The following is a 16,733-nucleotide window of genomic DNA, read 5'->3' as shown; positions in this document are numbered from 1 at the left end:
TGTTAAATGAGGTGCGGCGCGATATCGACCGGTAAGGTCATCCGCACCTCATCTCCTGCAAACGGCACTGTGCCGTGCCAAAAGTAACTTGGAAAAAACACCACATAACCAGCTTGTGGACAGACCGCTTTGGCGATTTGTTCACGCTCGCCAAGCTGCATTGAGGTTTCGCCAAATTTAATCCATCCCTGACGTTGTGGGTCGTCCTGCCTTACGTTACTAGGCACTTTTAAGTAGCTACAACAGGATAACCAGCCCTTGGGATGAACGTGATTAGTGTGGAAACCGCTTTCCTTGAGTTTGACCGACCAGGCCCCAGTGAAGCGAAATTGTTGCTGTTTGCGTCGCAAGAAAGGGTGTTTTGCATCATTAGGTAGACTTTTTAAGTAGCGCTGAGTTGCCCGTTCCAACATTTGTTTGTATTGCTGAATGGCTGGGTGCTGCTGTTGAAACAGATAGCCGACGGTCTGGGTGCCATTACGGACACTCTGATCGAGCGGCTGTTGGGCGCTTTTGTGCAATCCGTCGAGGGCCGTCACGACCGCATCAATAAATGCCTCACGGCTTGCATACTCAGGCGGTACATCAATCGGCAATGCTTGTACAAAACCGTCGTAGTCATCGAGCCATTGCGAACGCGGATCATTCAACAAGCGATAGCACAAGCCTTTGTAGGCCCACATTTCTTGGTTATCAGGCGCGAGTTGCTCAGCTTTGTCGAGATGGCTGAGTGCGCGCTCATAATCACCCGCTTTGATGAAAAGATTGGCCACATCAAGTTGATACCGATCGCTATTAGGCTGCAGTTCAAGCGCGCGTAGATAATGCTGCATTGCTTGATCATTCGCGTCCTCGCGGGCGAACGTCGAGCCAAGCAAGTGGACAAACTCTGCAGCATTCGGGAACAACTGTAATGCGTTCTCAACCGCGGCCCGGCATTGCTCATATCGGTCCGCGATGAGAAAGTGCACAGCATAACAATAATGTAAGGCACGAGATTGCGGTAACTGTGCTAGCGCGGTACGAATAGAATCCATGAACTTCTCTTGCGGACCCTGCTCCCAGTACAATTTATTCAAGGTGGTATGGGCATCGATGTACTCAGGTTGCGCTGCCACCAAGGCTAATAACACCTGCTCGGCATCATTATAACGATCAAGATCATGCAGCACGCCGGCATACAAATAATCTAATAACGGCCAAGCCTGTGGCAATTGGTCGCGTAGCGGCTCGATAAGTTGCAGAGCTTGGTCAAAATGACCGAGGTCACGCAGTGTTTGCGCCTGTAAAAAAACAGCTTCAGGGTCATTGCTGTGCTGCTTGACCAACAGTGTCGCGAGTGGCAAGGCGTCTTCCTGCAAACCTAAACGATTGTAGAGGCCAATCAACGACTTTTGTGCGCCTTTGTGATTAGCCTGCTGTTGCAGCACAAATTTAAAAATGCGTGCTGCGTCTTGTGGCTGTTGTAGTGCTTGCAGATTCAAACCGAGCAGATGCAATACATCAGGGTGCTTTGGCTGCAACTGCAACAGTTGTTGGCAATGTTGGGCAGATTCCGCGTGTTGTCCGGCACGAAAGGTTTGAATGGCTTGTTGGTAGCGTTGTTGCGGTTGCATCGTTGATACTACGTCTATTTTTGCGTCAGATGATGGATACAGACTAACTAAGAACCGCGCAACAGACAACGCTATCGTTGCAAAACAGTGTTTTCTCAACGGGTTAAACTTGCTAGGCTTGCGACATTCGCTCATTAGGATTCACCGCCGATTTATGACGCCTGAACATCATTCATTGCCGCAGTTCTCGCAGTTGCCGCAACTCGACCAAGCAGCACAACAAGCATGGCAGCAGGGGCGCGCTCGTTATGCTGTTGATCTTTATTTGGCCAACCTGCACCAGTTTGAGCGATATCCTGGCGCTTGGTACAACTGTGCCTTCTACCTGCGCCATGCCGGCGACTTTCAGCTAGCGATTGAGCATTATCAGCGCGCGCTGAAACTGGGTATCGATAGCCCAGAGGAAGTTTGGTTGAATATTGGTGTAATCCACAATGAGGGCCTACTCGACAATCAAGCTGCATTGGCGGCATTCGAACAGGCACTTGCGCTCCGGCCAAATTACTTGCCTGCACTCCTTAATTTAGGCAATTGTCACGAGCAGCAAGGCGATCGTAGCGCTGCTGCGGCATGCTTTCGCAAAGTTATCGAACTCGAGCCGATCAACGGCTATGCTTTTGCTCGCCTTGCTGACGTGACCCAATTCGACGCTAGCGCTGATCCCTTGATATCCGCCATGCAACAACTGCTGGCGCAAGCAAACTTGCCGCACGACGACCACGTTGATTTACTGTTTGCACTGGGCAAAGCGCATGACGATTGCGCTGAGTTCGCCACGGCATTTTCATTTTACCAGCAGGCGAACAAGCTTAATGCGCAAAGGATGCCAGCTTGGCAAGCAGAGCAACAGCAGGCGTTCGCGCGCGCACAAACAGCTTGGTTAGAGGTTGAACCCACCGCTAACTCGGTCGGTGCGCAGGGTATTCCAGTGTTTATTTGCGGTATGTTCCGCTCCGGCTCAACCTTATTAGAGCAGATGCTAGGCGCTCACTCTGAAGTTAGCACCGGGGGAGAGCTCGATTTCTTTGCGCGCTTTGATCCAGCGCGCCGCGGTCAAGCCGCAACAAACGCGCTGGCCCGGCAATTAGGCGCCGAGTACCTGAACTTTGTCAGTGAGCGGCTGCCAGCGCAGCGTTATTTCACCGACAAGCGGCCAGACAATATTTGGCGCATGGGACTGATCAAGCGCGCACTACCAGAAGCCAAGTTTATCGTCACTAAACGGCATCCGCTAGACAATGCATTGTCGGTTTATTTCACTCGGTTGGGTGCGGGCATGAATTACGCCAACAGTATCAGTGACACGCTTGCGTTCATTGCGCAACAGGAGCAGCTTCTGACAGAGTGGCAGCAAGACTTTGGGGCAGATATTTATACGATTGATTATGAGCAGGTGGTGCAACAGCCAGAACAGCAATTACGGGCATTACTCGAGTGGCTTGATTTGCCATGGCAGGCAGCTTGTTTGGACTTTCACCAACGCCGCAACAGCGTGCGCACTGCCAGCGTGTGGCAAGTTCGCCAACCACTTTATACCCGTTCAATTCAGCGTTACAAAAACTACGCCGAATTTTTGCCGCCGTGGCCAGAGCCTAAGCAATAGCTGGCGTCCCCGGCAGGAGTCGAACCTGCGACCTGCCCCTTAGGAGGGGGCTGCTCTATCCAGCTGAGCTACGGGGACAGACGTAAAAAAACCGGCCCATGAGCCGGTTTTTTCAATACATGCTTACGCCTTGGGCAATTACAGAGCGTTGATTTTCGCGCTCAAACGGCTCTTATGACGAGCTGCCTTGTTTTTGCCGATCAGACCTTTGGTCGCATAGCGATCAAGAGTCGGTTGCAAGCTTGCGAACGCTTGTTGCGCAGCTGCTTTATCGCCAGCTTCAATAGCAGCGATAGTTTTCTTCAACAAGGTACGCATCATTGAGCGACGGCTCGCGTTGTGGCGACGGTTTTTTTCCGCTTGGACCGCACGCTTTTTCGCAGACTTAATGTTAGCCAAGGTGAACTCCTAAAATTCGTTATCTGTGTGCAATGGTTTATTAGGGCGGGGAATATGCCTGTTTTCGAGTTTAAAGTCAAGTGCGATATTCGCTATTCGTGGTTCGTACGCTTCGCTGTTCGTGCGTTACACTGTTCGGTAAGGACTCAAACACAAGGATAGCATTACATGGCAAGGGAATTGCTAGTTACGAAGGTCGCGATTGAGCTGTGTTGCGAGGTGTATAGAGTCACTGGGGGCTTCCCTGCTAGCGAAAGGTTCGGCTTATCGAGCCAGATGCAAAGGTGTGCTGTTAGTATACCCAGTAATATTGAAGAGGGAGCGCACAGAGCTTCAGACAAAGACTTCTTAAGATTTCTTTATATTGCCCGCGGATCTATCGCTGAGCTGAAGATACAAATGACAATCGCAATGCGCTTGGGATATATCGATTCAGAGGAAAATGACTTATTATCTGGAACCTATCAGTTATTGAATGCCTTAATTCGAGTGGTGCGCCTCCGAATAGCGGAGCGGACGAATACCGAACAGCGAAGCGTACGAACCACGCGTAACGAATAACGAATAACGAATAACGAATAACGGGGTACTCGTTGTCTAAATCACTTGCTAAATCTGGAATCATTGTCAGCGCTATGACGCTGATCTCGCGCGTGCTCGGGCTCGTGCGCGATGTTGTGATTGCCAACCTGATGGGGGCTGGCGCTGCTGCCGACGTCTTCTTTTTTGCTAATAAAATTCCGAATTTTTTGCGCCGTCTATTCGCAGAGGGCGCCTTTGCGCAGGCGTTTGTGCCTGTGCTGACTGAATATAAGCAAGGTAAGCCGCTGGAAGATACCAGACTTTTGGTGGCGCGCGTCTCAGGGACGCTCGGTACGCTCGTCACTATTGTCACCTTGATTGGGGTGATTGGCTCGCCGATAGTAGCGGCGCTATTTGGTATGGGGTGGTTTGTCGACTGGTACAATGATGGTCCGCAGGGCGACAAGTTTGTGTTGGCATCGGACTTGTTGCGCATCACCTTTCCGTATTTGTGGTTTATCACTTTCACTGCATTAGCTGGCGCGATTCTCAACACGCTGGGTAAATTCGCGGTGGCTGCGTTTACGCCAGTGTTTTTGAATGTCGCGATCATAGGTTTTGCGTTGTGGTTGGGGCCACAGCTTGAACAACCCGAATACGCTCTCGCGTGGGGCGTCTTTGCCGGTGGCTTAGTGCAGTTCTTGTTCCAAATTCCGTTTCTGAAACGCGCTGGGCTGTTGGTGCGGCCACGGTGGGGTTGGCGTGACCCTGGGGTCACTAAAATCCGCACCTTAATGATTCCGGCGCTGTTCGGGGTGTCGGTCAGTCAGATCAATTTGCTGCTCGATACCTTTATTGCTTCCTTTTTGATGAGCGGTTCGATTAGTTGGCTGTATTACTCCGATCGCTTACTTGAGTTTCCTTTGGGACTGTTTGGTATTGCCATTGCCACGGTGATTTTACCGGCGCTGTCGTCGCGCCATGTGGATAAATCCGCGGAAGAGTTCAGTCGCACTCTGGATTGGGGCATCCGTAAGGTGGTGCTGTTGGGCTTGCCAGCGATGGCGGGTTTGATTGTGTTGGCAGAGCCAATGTTGATGGTGTTGTTTATGCGCGGTGAATTTACCCCTGAAGATGCGCGTTTTGCTTCCTACAGTCTTTATGCCTATGGCTCGGGTTTACTGAGCTTTATGCTGGTCAAGGTGCTAGCGACTGGCTTTTATTCGCGGCAGGACACCAAGCGGCCGGTCAAATACGGCATCATCGCAATGGTTAGCAACATGGTATTTAACGTCATTTTTGCGATTCCGTTTGGCTATGTCGGCTTAGCGATCGCAACCTCGATGTCGGCGGCACTTAACGCTGGCTTATTAGGATACAACTTGTGGCGTGATGGGGTGCTTAAACGCTATCCGGGCACACTCACCTATCTCAGCAAAGTGACTGCTGCGGTGCTGGCGATGATTGCCTTGCTTGTGTATTTTGCGCCAACGCGTGACTGGTGGCTTGCAGCAGAGTTTATGGCGCGGGTGTGGCGCTTGAGTCTGCTGATTGGCGCCGGCGCGTTGAGTTATTTGGCAGTGCTGCTCCTGCTCCGCGTTAAACTCCGCTAACTTCGTGCGCTTCGCTGTTCGGTTTTCGTACGCTGCGCTGTTCGTGCGCGCTACGCGCTGCTCGGTGAGGCACATTCGAAGAGGGAGGCAAAGCCGACCGGACGAACAGCGAAGCGTACGAACCACGAAGCACGAACTTAGATTTTGCGTGTTCTGCGGCTGGTTAGCCTTTGCCCAGCCTGTTATAATCGCCGCTTTGTTAAGCAACTGACTCAACAGGCTCGCAAAGCTCTGATGCAACTCATTCGTGGAATTCATAATATTCGCGCGCAACACCGTGGTTGTGTGCTGACCATCGGTAATTTTGATGGTGTCCATTTGGGGCATCAGGCGGTACTCGCACAAGTGAAAGCGCAAGCTTTGGCGCGCGGTGTGCCAGCGACAGTCATGACTTTTGAGCCGCAACCGCAAGAACTGTTTCAGCCGAGCAGCGCGCCGGCCCGACTGACGAATTTTCGTGAGAAACATTTAGCCTTGCGTGCGCAGGGCGTCGACCGTCACATCGTGATTGAATTCAATCGTAAGTTTGCGAATTTGCCAGCACGCAAATTCATCGATGAAGTATTGGTGAAGCAACTGGGTGTGCAGTTTTTAGTGGTTGGCGATGACTTCCGTTTCGGTCATGGTCGCGAAGGTGATTTTGCCATGTTGCAGCGCGCTGGAGCGGAACTGGGATTCGAAGTGGTCGATACCCATAGTTATCGACAACAGCAGCAGCGCGTCAGTAGTACGGCGATTCGCGAAGCACTAAATGCGGGTGATTTTGCGCAAGCTGCGGCAATGCTTGGGCGCCCCTATGCTTTTGCAGGGCGGGTGGTGCATGGTGAGAAAAAAGGTCGCACCATTGGTTTCCCGACGGCTAATATTCAGTTAAAACGGCTGCGGTCGCCGCTGCAGGGTGTTTTTGCGGTGCAGGTGCAAAGCAATGATGGCAAAATGCACGCTGGTGTTGCTAATATTGGGCGCAGACCGACGTTAAATGGTGAGCGGGTGCAACTTGAGGTGCACTTGTTCGATTTCACTGGTGATCTTTACGGTCAGCAGCTGAAAGTTCTGCCGACGCATTTTATTCGTGCGGAACAAAAATTCGCAGATTTCGCAGCTCTTAAGCAGCAAATCGTCGCGGACGCGCAGAAAGCAAAGACGTTAGTCGTTAATCGGTAATCGTTAAGGGCGGTCGTTATCGCCTCCCCCTAACGAATAACCAGTAACGAATAACGCTTTTAGATAGTTTGAATAGAGATAAGTAACCGAGTTTTCACTAAGCTCGAAAAAGGAACCCAGATAATGACCGACTACAAACACACGCTGAATTTACCGGAAACTGAGTTTCCGATGCGTGGCAACCTCGCGCAGCGCGAGCCGCAAATGCTTGAACAGTGGTATGCCGACGACGTCTACGGCAAGATTCGCGTGGCAAAAGCGGGTAAGCCGGTTTTTATTTTGCACGATGGCCCTCCATATGCGAATGGTCAGATTCACATTGGCCATGCGGTTAACAAGATTCTGAAAGACATCATCGTTAAAGCGAAAACGCTAAGCGATTTTGATGCGCCTTATGTGCCGGGTTGGGATTGTCACGGTTTGCCAATCGAGCTGCAAGTTGAGAAAAAGCATGGCAAACCAGGCAAGAAGCTCTCGGTTGCTGAGTTTCGTCAGCATTGTCGTGACTATGCGATGTCGCAAGTTGAGCAGCAACGCGAAGATTTTAAACGCTTAGGGGTGTTTGGCGATTGGGATAATCCTTATTTGACCATGAATCCTAAGCAGGAAGCAGACAGTATTCGTGCGCTGGGTAAAATTATTGCCAATGGCCATATGCAACAGGGCTTTAAGCCAGTGCATTGGTGTACCGACTGTGGTTCGGCGCTTGCTGAAGCGGAAGTGGAGTACCAAGACAAGCGTTCACCAGCGATTGATGTGAGCTTTGTGCCGGTTGACGAAGCTGCTGTGGTGGCGGCCTTTGATCATCCTGAAGGGCATCCTGGCAGCGGAGAAGTTGGCGTAGTGATTTGGACCACGACACCTTGGACCATCCCGGCGAACCGTGCGATCTCGCTGCATCCGGCGTTGGAATACGCTTTAGTGCAGGTTGAGGCGAAAGACGGTAAACCAGCGCAGCGTTTGATCATTGCTGACGAGCTGGTCAAGGCATCGATGGAGCGTTGGGGCATCGATGACTATCACAAATTAGGTTTCGCCAAAGGCGCAGCATTGGAAAACATGCGTGTGCATCATCCGCTGTTTAGCGACATCGATGTACCGCTAATTTTGGGCGAGCACGTCACTACTGAATCGGGTACGGGCTGCGTACATACTGCGCCAGGCCATGGTGTCGATGACTTCTTGGTAGGTCAGCGTTACGGCATCGAAGTTTACAATCCAGTGGGCGATAATGGGGTCTATAAAGAAGATACTCCGATGTTCGCTGGTCAGCACGTGATGAAAGCCAATGACAATATTGTCGAGGCCTTGAAAGACGCTGGACGCTTGGTGCACCACGAAGCCTACCAGCATTCGTATCCGCACTGCTGGCGCCATAAAACGCCAATTATTTTCCGCGCGACCCCGCAATGGTTCATCAGCATGGACAAGCAAGGCTTGCGTGCCAATGCACTCAAGCAAATCAAGCAAGTACGTTGGGTGCCTGAATGGGGCCAAAGCCGCATTGAAAGTATGGTGGACGGGCGTCCAGATTGGTGTATTTCACGGCAACGTACCTGGGGTAACCCGATTGCAGTGTTTGTGAATCGTGATACCGACGAACTGCATCCGCGCACCTTGGAGCTATTGGAGCAGGTCGCGCAGCGAGTCGAGCAGGATGGTATACAAGCATGGTTTGACCTAGATGCTGAAGAGCTGCTAGGTGACGAAGCCAAAAATTACCGCAAAGTGACGGACACGCTCGATGTTTGGTTTGACTCTGGCGTGACTCATGAAGCTGTGTTGAATAAAACACCAGGCTTACAGTGGCCTGCTGACTTGTACCTTGAGGGTTCAGACCAACATCGCGGTTGGTTCCAATCGTCATTGTTAACGGGTGTTGCGATGTATCAGCAAGCACCTTACAAGCAAGTGCTTACCCATGGCTTCACTGTTGATGGCCAGGGCCGCAAGATGTCGAAATCTATCGGTAACGTTGTGGCTCCGCAAGAAGTGATGAACAAACTCGGTGGTGACATTCTGCGTTTGTGGGTGGCGGCGACCGATTATTCGGCCGAAATGACGGTTTCAGACGAGATTTTGAAGCGCGCGGCCGACAGCTATCGTCGCTTGCGTAACACTGCACGTTTCTTGTTAGCTAACATCAACGCCTTTGACCCAGCTCAGCACGCCGTGCCGGCGGAGCAAATGGTCGCCATGGATCGTTGGATTGTCGCCCGTGCGGTGGCGTTGCAAGAAGAATTGCTCGACGCTTACGACAACTATCAGTTCCACAACGTGGTGCAGCGCTTGATGCACTTCTGTTCAATCGAACTGGGCAGCTTCTATCTGGATGTGATTAAAGACCGTCAGTACACCGCGAAACGTGACAGTGTCGCACAGCGCTCGTGCCAAACTGCGCTGTATCACATTGCTGAAATGTTGGTGCGCTGGTTAGCACCGATTTGTAGCTTTACTGCACAAGAGGTGTGGACTGCATTGCCAGCCCAAGACGCCAACGGCGCTGCACGCAGTGACTATGTATTTACCGAGGCGTGGTATCGTGGCGCTGATGGCATCGCAGTGAGTGACGAAGACAATGCGTTCTGGCAGCGTTTGCTCGAAGTTCGAGACGAAGTGAACCGGGCGCTGGAACAAGCGCGTCGTGACGACCTGATTGGTGGCTCATTGCAAGCAACTGTGACGCTGTATGCACAAGCAGATTTGGCGCAGCAGCTCGCTTCGTTAGGCGAGGAGCTGCGGTTTGTATTGTTGACCTCGGCAGTCGAAGTGAACAGCGTGGAGCAACCACCTGTTGATGCCCAAGCAACAGAGATTGCAGGTCTCTGGGTAAAAGTTGCGAAAACCAGCTTCAGCAAGTGTGAGCGTTGTTGGCATCACCGACCTGAGGTCGGTACCATTGCTGAACATCCAACTTTATGTCAGCGTTGTGTGACCAACGTTGAAGGTGCAGGTGAGGAACGTCATTTTGCCTAACGCAACAGCCGTAAGCCAAAAACGTGCCAGTGGACTGCAGTTTCTGTGGTTGTCGCTGGTGCTGATCATCATCGACCAAGTGACCAAACAATGGGTGGTCAGTGCGTTCGATCTGTATGAAAGTATCGCCATTATGCCGTACTTGAATTTCACTTACGTGCAGAACTTTGGCGCGGCGTTTAGCTTTTTAAGTGACCAAGGTGGTTGGCAACGTTGGTTATTCACCCTGTTAGCTTTCGCCGTGTCGATTATTTTGTTGGTGTGGTTGCGCCGTAACCCAGTCGGATTGTGGCGGCAGAATCTTGCCTTTTCACTAATCTTGGCGGGTGCCATTGGTAATGTCATTGACCGTTTATGGCACGGTTATGTCATCGATTTTATCGACGTTTACGTAAACAACTGGCATTGGCCAGCTTTTAATGTTGCCGACATGGCAATTACCGTTGGCGCAGTACTTATGTTACTCGAAGCATTCTTTGAACAACGTCAGGAGCAACGCGCATGATCAGTCGTCTTCCTATTGAGCATGGCCGGGAAGTGATTTTGCATTTTACCATTAAGCTGACCGATGACTCAGTCGCCGACAGTACCAAAATGTCGGGCAAGCCAGCGAAGTTCCGGGTCGGTGACGGTTCCTTAACGGAAAATTTTGAAGCTTGTCTCATTGGTCTCAAAGCTGGTGATAATCGTGAGTTTGAGTTGGCGCCCGAAGATGCTTTTGGCATGCCGAACAAAGACAACTACTATCAAGTAGAGACGACCAAGTTCACTGATGGGCGCCCTGAGGAAGGTCAAATTTTCACTTTCCCGCAGCCAGATGGCACGCAGTTGCCGGGCATTGTGCGTTCGATCAATGAACAGTTTGTGACGATTGATTTTAATCATCCGTTAGCAGGGCAGCGGGTGCGTTTCGCCGTCGAAATCATCGAGGTAAACCCATAATTCGATGTTCGGGTTTCGTACGTTCGGCTGCGCCTCCCTGTTCGTGCGCTCACTTTGCTCGCTATTCGGTCTTGCCCGAATAGTGCGAAGCACGGACGAACAGCGAAGCGTACGACAACCGAATAGCGAATAGCCGGGTTTTATTGGAGTTGGTATGAAAATTGTGTTGGCTAATCCACGAGGTTTTTGCGCCGGCGTTGACCGCGCCATTACCATTGTGGAACGTGCGTTAGATATTTTTGAACCACCGATTTATGTGCGTCATGAAGTCGTGCATAACAAATATGTGGTCGATTCGCTGCGCCAAGCTGGAGCCATGTTCGTTGATGAGCTTGAAGAAGTGCCAGACAATAGTATCGTGATTTTTTCTGCGCACGGTGTGTCGCAAGCGGTACGCCAAGAAGCGAAAGATCGTGGCTTAAAAGTATTCGATGCAACCTGCCCGCTGGTGACCAAGGTTCACATGGAAGTCACCCGTGCCAGTCGCAAAGGGCAAGAATGTATTTTGATTGGTCATGCGGGACACCCTGAAGTTGAGGGGACAATGGGCCAGTACGCAAACGCAGAGGGTGGTATCTACTTGGTCGAGTCGGTGGCGGATGTTGCTAAGCTCGAGGTTAAAGATCCCACCCAATTGCATTACATGAGCCAAACCACTCTGTCAGTTGATGATACTGCTGATGTCATCGATGCTCTACGTGCCAAGTTTCCAGAGATTCAGGGACCACGAAAAGATGATATTTGTTACGCCACCCAAAACCGTCAGGATGCGGTGCGTGAATTAGCTGCAGAAGTTGACCTGTTGCTCGTTGTCGGTGCGCGGAATAGCTCAAATTCCAATCGTTTACGCGAGCTAGCGGAAAAAATGGGTACCCCTGCGCATCTGATTGATGACGCCAGTTGTATTCAACAGCAATGGCTTGAGGGTGTGGCAAGTGTTGGCGTGACTGCTGGCGCATCGGCACCAGAAATTTTGGTCAAGGATGTCATTAAACAGTTGCAGGCCTGGGGTGGCGAGGCTGTGAGCGAGCGCTCCGGTCGTGAAGAAAACGTAACCTTTTCAATCCCACCCGAACTACGCGTAGTCGAAGTTTCTTAAGTGGTGAGCTGGTAGCCTAGCGCTGCCAGCATTCCGCAGGTGTCTTTTGGTCGTTCTGATTAATCGATAGCGTCGTACAGCCAGTGTCATTGGCTTGGCCACCGGTCGCGGTTGCGGTGATGGTGTAGCTTTCTGTGCCAACGTTACTCACGCTAAAGGTATAAAACTCACTACTCGCGGTCACGCCCAAATCAGCATAGGCAGCGTAAGCCGTATTCTTCAATCGATACTCTTCTTGCGCCATTTGCAGCGTCAGCAATTGGCCCATGGCATCTGCCCTCCGAGACTCGCGAACATAGTCTACGTAATTCGGATAGGCGGCCGCAGCAATGATGCCAATAATCACGATTACGATCATTAGCTCGATTAGCGTCATACCTGACTGCTTTATTTTTGCTTGCATTTCTTGTCCTAGTCGTCAAAGATGATTTTTTGAACTACACTATAACGCATACATAACAACTAAAATAGATACGCTATTTTTACTGAGAACGCAATGCGCATAACATTTGTGAGATTTGGCAAAGGTCTGCAGCGTGGGTTTACCCTGCTTGAGCTGCTGGTCACTTTAGTGATCCTGAGTATCGTGCTCGGTGCCGGTGTGCCACTTATGCTCGATATGGCGAAATCGATGCGACTGCAAGGCGCGGCGCAAGATACCTATGCTTTGTTGCAGTACGCCCGCTCAGACGCATTACGAACTTCGGAACCGCGCTTTGTGGTGTGGGATGAAAGTGGCAGCGACTGGTGCGCTGCGGTAGCGGTCGATGACGATTGCGATTGTTTGACTGAAGATTGCAGTATTAACGGTGTGTTGCGGCAAATTAATAGTGCCGATTACACCGGTATTAGTGTCAATGCTAACTTTTCGGCTGGCGAGCACACGCGATTTGATGGTATGCGCGGCCTTGCAGAAGGAAACGCCGGTTCGGTGAGTTACCAACTCATGGATGGTACCACCGTCGAGGGCGAGGTTCGTGTAGTAGTGAGTTTGTTGGGGCGTTTGCGTTATTGCAACGCCTCAGGCGATTTTGGGAATTATCCAGCATGTTAAAACGCCAACAGGGTTTATCTTTGGTTGAACTGATGATCACCATTACGCTCGGTTTGCTGTTAATGGCCGCGTTGACGGCTGTGTTTTCAAATACACTCGGGGTCAATTCGCGTAGTTTGAAGCTCAGTCAACTGAATGAGGAAGCAACAGCCATTATGGATTTAATGGTCGGCGACATTAAGCGCACAGGCTATCGCGGCGATGCAGCACGGCTGGTCTATGACCCAACGAATGCAAGTACTGACTTTAATGACTCTATCGTTATTGCCAATGTCACCGGTGAAACGGTCAATAGTTGTATTCTGTTCGAGTATGACGCCGACGGTGATGGCGTGCACGATGGTGCTTCAGAGGATTTTGGTTATCGATTAGTCGATGGACGTGTGCAGTTACGTCGCAGTTCTGCTGGCTGTGATGCCTCAGGTTGGGAAAATATCACTACCAACGATATGATTGAAATTACTGGTTTAGAATTTACCCTAACTGAGCAAATGATAAATTTAGTGAACGAACAACGGATTACGGTCGAACTAGATGTGGCATTGCCAAGTGATGCTGATATCACGCGTTCATTAACAACCGAAGTGGTGCTAAGAAATGCGTTCTAATCGATTCGACAAAAGCACGACAGGCTTTGCAACCGTCACACTGACGGTCCTGCTGCTCGCCATTATTATTTTGGTCACACTTTATACTGCCCGTTTCAAAGCACAGGAACAGCGCATTATGCGCAATCACTTGGCGATGCAGGAGGCAATGCAAGTTGCCGATGCGGGGCTTGAACAAACGATACAGATGTTGGACAACGATCTTTCTGACCTCGATCTTGTGATTAATGGCGATATCGATGGCTCTCCTTATACTGCAACTTTGTCTTCGGTTGATTATCCCGGCACACCACGTGGCCGTGTCAGTATTGTTAACGTAAATATCGTCGCCAATTCAGCGGACGGGGTAGCAACCCAAGAAGTGAATCAACAACTGGCAGTGATGTCGTTGTTGCGCGGCGGACCGACCGTACCCTTAGCGATTCGTGGTGCAAGTACGGCATCTGGTAGCTTTGAGATTGTTGCCAATCCCAATGGTGGTGGTGAGGGAGTACCGCTCTCTATTTGGTCACGAGATGCAATTACCGGAAGTGGTAATTTCACTACTTGTGGACAACACGAGTTTGCGCTCAATGACAATTGCACCTCGGACTCTTTAAGCGAAGCAGGGGATTTTGGTGTTGATATATTTGATAACGATCCGAACTTTCCTGATGACCTACTAGATTATTTATTTGGGGTCCCGGAATCTCAATGGGAGTCGTTGCGAAGTCAAGCTGATGAAATTCTCGATAGTTGCGATTCACTGGGTCCCAACACCACGGGCTTTATTTGGGTGACTGGAGAATGCCGAATAAGTTCTAATACCGTGGTGGGCTCGCCGGATGATCCGGTTATTTTGATAGTGCATAACGGTGATTTGAGAATGAATGGCGGTGCCGAAGTCTATGGCATGGTGTTCCATTTCTCACCTGCGGATGATCCGACGTTTGGCACATGGGACATCAGTCTAAACGGTACGAATTCGGTGTTTGGTGCGCTGGTGATGAGCCAGTCTGTTGATCTCTCGACCGGTAATTTTTTGGTTCGCTACGATGGCAGTATTACGTCGCAGATAACGACAGGCGACCAATTCATGCGTGTGTATCGCGTTGGAGGTAGCTGGAATGACTTCATGTAAAAACAAAAGTACAGGCTTCACTTTTGTTGAAGTCCTTGTTGCATTAGTAATTATCGCCATTGGCGTTGCCGGTTTAGTCAGTTTGCAACGCATGTTCATTCAATCTTCAGAGCGAGCATCGGCACGAACAGCGGCAATGGAAGTCGCACGTGAACGCCTCGAAACATTGCGTTTTCAAGCCTACGAAGACTTGACGTCAGGTTCTGCCACAGTGACGCGAGCGGACCAGCAGTTTAGTTCTAATTGGTCAGTGACTGATCAGTATTATGTTGCTGGTGAGTGGGTCACGGCGAGCAGTCCAAGTGCACCAACTCCGTTGCCGTCGGTATCAGATGCAAAAGCCGTGGTGGTCAGCGTTGGCTGGACGGAGCGCGGTGGCGATGCCGGTAGCTTAGAGTTAGAATCTTGGTATACCTCGGTGGAAGCACGAGACGGTGGTTTGGCCGTAACCCAGCCGGGCATGCGCCAAACTCCTCAAGTCGCATTTAATCCCGGTGCGGCACCGGATGTAATTGCCATTCGTCTTACGGATGATGACGCAGCAAGTGAATATTCCATTAGAGAAACAACCAAACCGACACCGGAGGTTAGTAAGAAAGATGACCGTTTACGTGTCAACTTCGATACCGTGACTTACAACCAAGCAACCCAGACACAGCGGATAGAAGATTTCATGACCGTTGAGTGTGAGTGTCGCATGGGCGGCGAGTCAACAATAGGTTTGACTCCGGCACGCCTAATTCTTCAAGATGGCATTTTGGTGCTAGATCCGAACAGTTCACAACCCACCAGCAAGCGGATCGGATATCCAGCGGGCTCGAGCGCACCATCTGCCGAGAATTACAACTACTTGGCGCCAGAGAATCTGGATCCATGCACCATTTGTTGTCGTGACCATCATGACAACGAAGCAATGGTCGCAGCACAAAATGTCTATCGCCAAGATGACGGTCGCTCACTGCGGGGTGGCAACCACCAACATTTTACTCGCGACGGTGCCGGTAATTTGGTCGCCGTCGGCTTAATCGGAAGCCTGTTAGGGCAAACCTACGAAGAATCGTGTCGGATGCGCCGCGTGAATGGCTATTTCTACGTGTATCCTGATTGGAATTTAAGTGCAGTCACGGTGATGAACGGTGAGTATCTGTTGAATTCAGCGTCTGCATCGGCGTACGAAGATTATGTTCGTGATGTAGTCTATGCGGAAGTGATGGGGACAACGCCTCCTGAGCAGCCCGAAGGAAGAAATGTTGAATTGTTTCCGGGCTCTTACCAAATGCTTTCACGCGGTATTTTTGTTGACATCATGCCCGACTCACACGAACAGGCAGTCAAAGACGCGATCAACGCAGGTGAAAAAGACTGGTTGGCGATGGTACCGTTTTATGAAGTGAACTTAAGCTTACTGTCTAATTGGTCCTCAAACTCAGAAGCAGTAGCGACAGTCACCAATGAAGCCATTGAAACCATTGTTAACCCGGAACTGAACTATTACGGGACTTACAGCCGCGGACGTGTTGATACCCAATCTGCGGGAACTGCAACCATTACTTCAACCGTTTTGAGTGGCAATGCCGCGGTGCTCGGTGGTAACGCCACCCACCCCAATGAACAGAGCATGCTCTACGATAGTTCAGTGGATGCTGCAATTACCTACTCTGATACAGGTGATCAAACGTTTTATCGGTTAACTTTCGACCTCGATTGTACTTACAACAAAGTCCAAGGTAATAAAACATCTATAGTAGCTTGTGGCAATGCGCAGTGGCGCTCAGTAGGCTTCACCGTCTCCAATCCAAACCTCGATTGCGAGCGAGTGGAAGTTGATAAAACAACATCTTTCTTTACCTGTCGTCAAGTACCAGCAGGTTCGAGCTTCTCAGTATCGATTTCTTATGATGGTAGCGCCAACATTTCACCCTCTTCGGTTATCGTCAGCGATATCCAAGCGGACGTAACTGCGCAACCAGTGGTCATCGAGATCCAGTAAGTTTTTCAGAAAATCTGTGGTACTATC

Annotated in this window: 15 protein-coding genes and 1 tRNA gene; 12 read left to right on the top strand and 4 right to left on the bottom strand. The window is 50.6% G+C overall.

Annotated features, from left to right (window positions below; translation table 11 throughout):
- Positions 1 to 2: 2 nt before the first annotated feature.
- On the bottom strand, positions 3 to 1,616 hold the full coding sequence (locus ACJ8W9_RS05830; protein ID WP_411358920.1) for a 2OG-Fe(II) oxygenase family protein: 1,614 nt from the start codon (positions 1,614 to 1,616) through the stop codon (positions 3 to 5).
- Positions 1,617 to 1,770: 154 nt separating this feature from the next.
- On the opposite strand from ACJ8W9_RS05830, the gene ACJ8W9_RS05825 reads away from it, so the two are divergent.
- Positions 1,771 to 3,219, top strand: a complete 1,449-nt coding sequence (locus ACJ8W9_RS05825; RefSeq protein WP_411358919.1) for a tetratricopeptide repeat-containing sulfotransferase family protein — start codon at positions 1,771 to 1,773, stop codon at positions 3,217 to 3,219.
- Between the two features lies 1 nt (position 3,220).
- On the opposite strand, the gene ACJ8W9_RS05820 is transcribed toward ACJ8W9_RS05825, so the two are convergent.
- Together ACJ8W9_RS05820 and rpsT are read right to left on the bottom strand one after the other, a co-directional pair.
- Positions 3,221 to 3,297 (bottom strand) — tRNA-Arg (locus tag ACJ8W9_RS05820).
- A 60-nt stretch (positions 3,298 to 3,357) separates the two neighbouring features.
- A complete protein-coding gene (rpsT, locus tag ACJ8W9_RS05815; RefSeq protein ID WP_034733286.1) occupies positions 3,358 to 3,618 on the bottom strand; it encodes a 30S ribosomal protein S20 in 261 nt (86 codons plus the stop codon).
- A 168-nt stretch (positions 3,619 to 3,786) separates the two neighbouring features.
- On the opposite strand from rpsT, the gene ACJ8W9_RS05810 reads away from it, so the two are divergent.
- From ACJ8W9_RS05810 to ispH, 7 genes are all read left to right on the top strand, one after another.
- Positions 3,787 to 4,179: a four helix bundle protein gene (locus tag ACJ8W9_RS05810; protein WP_411358918.1), complete on the top strand. Its 393-nt coding sequence runs from the start codon at positions 3,787 to 3,789 to the stop codon at positions 4,177 to 4,179.
- 32 nt (positions 4,180 to 4,211) lie between these two features.
- Complete coding sequence (murJ, locus tag ACJ8W9_RS05805; protein ID WP_411360612.1) at positions 4,212 to 5,753, top strand: murein biosynthesis integral membrane protein MurJ; 1,542 nt, start codon at positions 4,212 to 4,214, stop codon at positions 5,751 to 5,753.
- 234 nt (positions 5,754 to 5,987) lie between these two features.
- Entirely contained in the window at positions 5,988 to 6,917 is a 930-nt protein-coding gene (gene ribF / locus ACJ8W9_RS05800) for a bifunctional riboflavin kinase/FAD synthetase (protein WP_411360611.1), read from the top strand.
- Between the two features lie 123 nt (positions 6,918 to 7,040).
- Entirely contained in the window at positions 7,041 to 9,893 is a 2,853-nt protein-coding gene (gene ileS / locus ACJ8W9_RS05795) for an isoleucine--tRNA ligase (RefSeq protein WP_411360610.1), read from the top strand.
- Entirely contained in the window at positions 9,886 to 10,398 is a 513-nt protein-coding gene (lspA, locus tag ACJ8W9_RS05790; protein ID WP_411360609.1) for a signal peptidase II, read from the top strand. The genes ileS and lspA overlap by 8 nt, the downstream gene beginning before the upstream one ends.
- Entirely contained in the window at positions 10,398 to 10,835 is a 438-nt protein-coding gene (gene fkpB, locus ACJ8W9_RS05785) for an FKBP-type peptidyl-prolyl cis-trans isomerase (protein ID WP_411360941.1), read from the top strand. Before lspA ends, fkpB begins: the two co-directional genes overlap by 1 nt.
- A gap of 154 nt (positions 10,836 to 10,989) precedes the next feature.
- A complete protein-coding gene (ispH, locus tag ACJ8W9_RS05780; protein ID WP_411358913.1) occupies positions 10,990 to 11,934 on the top strand; it encodes a 4-hydroxy-3-methylbut-2-enyl diphosphate reductase in 945 nt (314 codons plus the stop codon).
- Positions 11,935 to 11,950: 16 nt separating this feature from the next.
- On the opposite strand, the gene ACJ8W9_RS05775 is transcribed toward ispH, so the two are convergent.
- On the bottom strand, positions 11,951 to 12,337 hold the full coding sequence (locus ACJ8W9_RS05775) for a type IV pilin protein (RefSeq protein ID WP_411358912.1): 387 nt from the start codon (positions 12,335 to 12,337) through the stop codon (positions 11,951 to 11,953).
- A gap of 93 nt (positions 12,338 to 12,430) precedes the next feature.
- Here ACJ8W9_RS05775 and ACJ8W9_RS05770 point away from each other — a divergent pair, with 93 nt between their 5' ends.
- Genes ACJ8W9_RS05770 through ACJ8W9_RS05755 form a run of 4 tightly spaced genes read left to right on the top strand, consistent with a single transcriptional unit; the run spans position 12,431 to position 16,706 of the window.
- Positions 12,431 to 12,988: a GspH/FimT family pseudopilin gene (locus ACJ8W9_RS05770; RefSeq protein ID WP_411358911.1), complete on the top strand. Its 558-nt coding sequence runs from the start codon at positions 12,431 to 12,433 to the stop codon at positions 12,986 to 12,988.
- Positions 12,982 to 13,596: a PilW family protein gene (locus tag ACJ8W9_RS05765; protein ID WP_411358910.1), complete on the top strand. Its 615-nt coding sequence runs from the start codon at positions 12,982 to 12,984 to the stop codon at positions 13,594 to 13,596. The genes ACJ8W9_RS05770 and ACJ8W9_RS05765 overlap by 7 nt, the downstream gene beginning before the upstream one ends.
- Entirely contained in the window at positions 13,586 to 14,716 is a 1,131-nt protein-coding gene (locus ACJ8W9_RS05760; protein WP_411358909.1) for a hypothetical protein, read from the top strand. Before ACJ8W9_RS05765 ends, ACJ8W9_RS05760 begins: the two co-directional genes overlap by 11 nt.
- On the top strand, positions 14,703 to 16,706 hold the full coding sequence (locus ACJ8W9_RS05755) for a prepilin-type N-terminal cleavage/methylation domain-containing protein (protein WP_411358908.1): 2,004 nt from the start codon (positions 14,703 to 14,705) through the stop codon (positions 16,704 to 16,706). Before ACJ8W9_RS05760 ends, ACJ8W9_RS05755 begins: the two co-directional genes overlap by 14 nt.
- The last annotated feature ends 27 nt before the right edge of the window (positions 16,707 to 16,733 follow it).

Source organism: Pseudidiomarina salilacus, assembly GCF_047323925.1.
Classification (GTDB): Bacteria; Pseudomonadota; Gammaproteobacteria; order Enterobacterales; family Alteromonadaceae; genus Pseudidiomarina; species Pseudidiomarina salilacus.
Note: the sequence above shows the minus strand (reverse complement) of the source record. Positions and strands in the feature narration are given on the sequence as shown.

Coding starts and splice junctions, on each gene's coding strand:
- ileS (WP_411360610.1), top strand. CDS start 7,041: ATGACCGACTACAAACACACGCTGAATTTACCGGAAACTGAGTTTCCG.
- ribF (WP_411360611.1), top strand. CDS start 5,988: ATGCAACTCATTCGTGGAATTCATAATATTCGCGCGCAACACCGTGGT.
- ACJ8W9_RS05830 (WP_411358920.1), bottom strand. CDS start 1,616: ATGCAACCGCAACAACGCTACCAACAAGCCATTCAAACCTTTCGTGCC.
- ACJ8W9_RS05755 (WP_411358908.1), top strand. CDS start 14,703: ATGACTTCATGTAAAAACAAAAGTACAGGCTTCACTTTTGTTGAAGTC.
- ACJ8W9_RS05765 (WP_411358910.1), top strand. CDS start 12,982: ATGTTAAAACGCCAACAGGGTTTATCTTTGGTTGAACTGATGATCACC.
- ispH (WP_411358913.1), top strand. CDS start 10,990: ATGAAAATTGTGTTGGCTAATCCACGAGGTTTTTGCGCCGGCGTTGAC.
- ACJ8W9_RS05810 (WP_411358918.1), top strand. CDS start 3,787: ATGGCAAGGGAATTGCTAGTTACGAAGGTCGCGATTGAGCTGTGTTGC.
- ACJ8W9_RS05760 (WP_411358909.1), top strand. CDS start 13,586: ATGCGTTCTAATCGATTCGACAAAAGCACGACAGGCTTTGCAACCGTC.
- ACJ8W9_RS05825 (WP_411358919.1), top strand. CDS start 1,771: ATGACGCCTGAACATCATTCATTGCCGCAGTTCTCGCAGTTGCCGCAA.
- ACJ8W9_RS05770 (WP_411358911.1), top strand. CDS start 12,431: ATGCGCATAACATTTGTGAGATTTGGCAAAGGTCTGCAGCGTGGGTTT.
- ACJ8W9_RS05775 (WP_411358912.1), bottom strand. CDS start 12,337: ATGCAAGCAAAAATAAAGCAGTCAGGTATGACGCTAATCGAGCTAATG.